Source organism: Micromonospora sp. ATA51, assembly GCF_016802855.1.
Taxonomy (GTDB): Bacteria; Actinomycetota; Actinomycetes; order Mycobacteriales; family Micromonosporaceae; genus Micromonospora; species Micromonospora sicca.
This window is the reverse complement of record NZ_JAEVHJ010000548.1, coordinates 1-2,522: the sequence shown is the minus strand read 5'-3', so window position 1 is coordinate 2,522 and position 2,522 is coordinate 1. Positions and strand designations below refer to the sequence as shown.

Below are 2,522 nucleotides of genomic sequence, written 5' to 3'. Positions count from 1 at the left end.
TGCCGGCCCCGGGGCAGCAGCAGCGCGGTGCGGCGCCACCGGCCGTCGAGGTTCTGCCCGACGGTCAGGCCGGCCAGCAGCAGCGACAGGCCGCCGACCAGGGCGAGGGCGCCGCGCCGGCTCACGGTGCCCGGCCCGGGCCGGGCGGTCACCAACCCGTCGGGGTCCGGCGGCTCGGGTCGGGTGGCGTCGCGCGGGACGGTCACCTCGGCGCGCAGCGGCCGGGACCGCAGCGCGGTGAGCATCCGCCGCAGCTTGAGTGCCACGTGCGTGACGAGCGCGGCGACGAACACCCACGCGCCGAAGTAGTGCGCGGTGTAGAAGTCGAATCCGAACAGGTACGCGTACTGGATGTTCAGCAGGCCGGTGGTGATCTCGAAGAGGATCCCGCCGACCAGCAGCACCAGGGAGAGCCGTTCGAGCAGCTGTGCCACCGACCGGGCGGGTGGCCAGTCGAACAGCTTCGGGATGACCGACCAGAGCTTGCCCAGCACGACCGGGATCAGCGTGATCCCGAGCGCCACGTGCAGGCCCTGAGTGACCCGGAACAGCCAGGACGGGCGGGTCGGCCAGTCGAACGGCGGCAACCGCAGCCAGCCGACGTCGTGCGGGAAGGCCTGACCGAACTGCGGGCTGTAGGCCAGGTAGTCGAGCAGTCCGGTGAGAAACACCAGCGGCAGGCCGACCAGCAGCGCGAGGCCGTGCACCGCGGTGAGCCACGGCCCGCGCAGCGGGCTGCGCCACCGTTCGCCGATGCCGCGCGCGCCGGGCGGCGGATGCTCCGCCAGCACGGCCCACCCGCGGCGGGGAAAGCCGTACGCCGGGCGGCGGGGCGGCTCGGTCCGCGGGGGAGGACCCGGGCGTCCCGGCCGGGGACGTACGGTCGGTGGTCACCGGCCCTCCTCGTGGCTGCTCGACGTGCCGTCCACCGGCGCCGGCGGGAGCCGCGCGGCCCGCGGCCGGCGCGGTGCTTCCCTTTCGGCAGGCTACGGGCGGCGTCGGCAGCCCGGCGGGGCTTGCCCGATTACGGAAGTCTTACCGGCGCCGGTGGCGCTGCCGGGCCCAAGATGTTGTGGATCGACTACGGCTGCCGCAACGCGGCCCTCGGTGCCGGCCGGTCGACCTACGCTGACCGGCATGCGGGTACTGGTCACCGGCGCGGCCGGTTTCATCGGATCACAGGTCGCGGACCTGCTGGTCGCCGAGGGACACGAGGTGGTGGCGCTGGACGCGCTGCTGCCGCAGGCGCACGGCGGGGAGCTGCCGGAGTGGTCGCGACGGCACGACCCGGTGGTCGGCGACGTCCGCGACCCCGAACTGCTCGACCGGCTCCTGCCCGGGGTCGACGCGGTGTGCCACCAGGCGGCGATGGTCGGGCACGGACTGGACCCGTCGGACGCGCCGGCGTACGCCAGCCACAACGACTACGGCACCGCCGTGCTGCTCGCCGCGATGCACCGGGCCGGCGTGACCCGGCTGGTGCTGGCCAGCTCGATGGTCGTCTACGGCGAGGGGCGCTACGAGTGCGCCCGGCACGGCACGGTCCGCCCCGCCCCGCGCCGGTCGGCCGATCTGGCGGCCGGCCGCTTCGACCCGACCTGCCCGCACTGCGCGTCGGCACTCACTCCCGCCCTGGTGCCCGAGGACGCCCCGCTGGAGCCGCGCAGCACGTACGCCGCCACCAAGCTGGCCCAGGAGCACCTGGCCGCCGCCTGGGCGCGGCAGACCGGCGGCGGGGTCTGGGCGCTGCGCTACCACAACGTCTACGGCCCCCGGATGCCCCGCGACACCCCGTACGCGGGGGTGGCCGCCATCTTCCGGTCCGCGCTGGCCGCCGGCCGGCCTCCGCAGGTGTTGGAGGACGGCCGGCAGCGGCGGGACTTCGTGCACGTCAGCGACGTGGCGCGGGCGAACCTGCTGGCGCTGGCGACGCCGTCGCCGCAGCCCCTGACGCCGGTCAACGTCTGCTCCGGGGAGCCGCACACCGTGGGCGAGCTGGCCGCCACGCTGGCCACCGCCATGGCCGGGCCGGCGCCGCTGGTGATCGGCGGCGCCCGCTCCGCCGACGTGCGGCACGTCGTCGCCGATCCGCGCCGGGCGACCGACCTGCTCGGATACACCGCCCGGGTCGGGTTCGCCGACGGGGTGACCGCCTTCGCCACCGATCCGCTGCGCGAGCCGGCGGCCCTGACGGTCTGACCCGCGGCGGGCCCTTTCGCCGGCCGCGTCAGGAGACCGTCCACAGCAGGTGGTTCACGGCGAGGGCGGTGCCGGCCTGCCCGAGGAGCCACCAGCGCCGCGTGGACGCCGGCAGGTGGGCGGTGGCGACCAGCAGCCAGACGGCGAACGGCAGCCAGATCCGCTCCACCTCGGCCTTGCTCAGCCCCGACAGGTCACCGGCCAGCACCGCCACCGCCGCGGCCGCCGGCAGCAGCACGGTCGGCCCGGCGGCGAGCATCCGCCCGCCGCGGTCGCGCCAGCCCTGGCCGGGCCGCAGGCCGGGCCGGATCGTCCGGGCGCCG

1 protein-coding gene and 2 pseudogenes are annotated in these 2,522 nt (G+C 76.2%); 1 reads left to right on the top strand and 2 read right to left on the bottom strand.

Annotated elements, in window-relative coordinates; genetic code table 11:
• Window positions 1-818 (bottom strand): annotated as a pseudogene (locus JNW87_RS37490) (hypothetical protein); the annotation flags it as partial.
• 319 nt (window positions 819-1,137) lie between these two features.
• On the opposite strand from JNW87_RS37490, the gene JNW87_RS37485 reads away from it, so the two are divergent.
• Window positions 1,138-2,199, top strand: coding sequence for an NAD-dependent epimerase/dehydratase family protein (locus tag JNW87_RS37485; RefSeq protein WP_109800542.1), 1,062 nt, complete (start codon window positions 1,138-1,140; stop codon window positions 2,197-2,199).
• A gap of 28 nt (window positions 2,200-2,227) precedes the next feature.
• Here JNW87_RS37485 and JNW87_RS37480 read toward each other — a convergent pair.
• Window positions 2,228-2,522 (bottom strand): annotated as a pseudogene (locus JNW87_RS37480) (hypothetical protein); the annotation flags it as partial.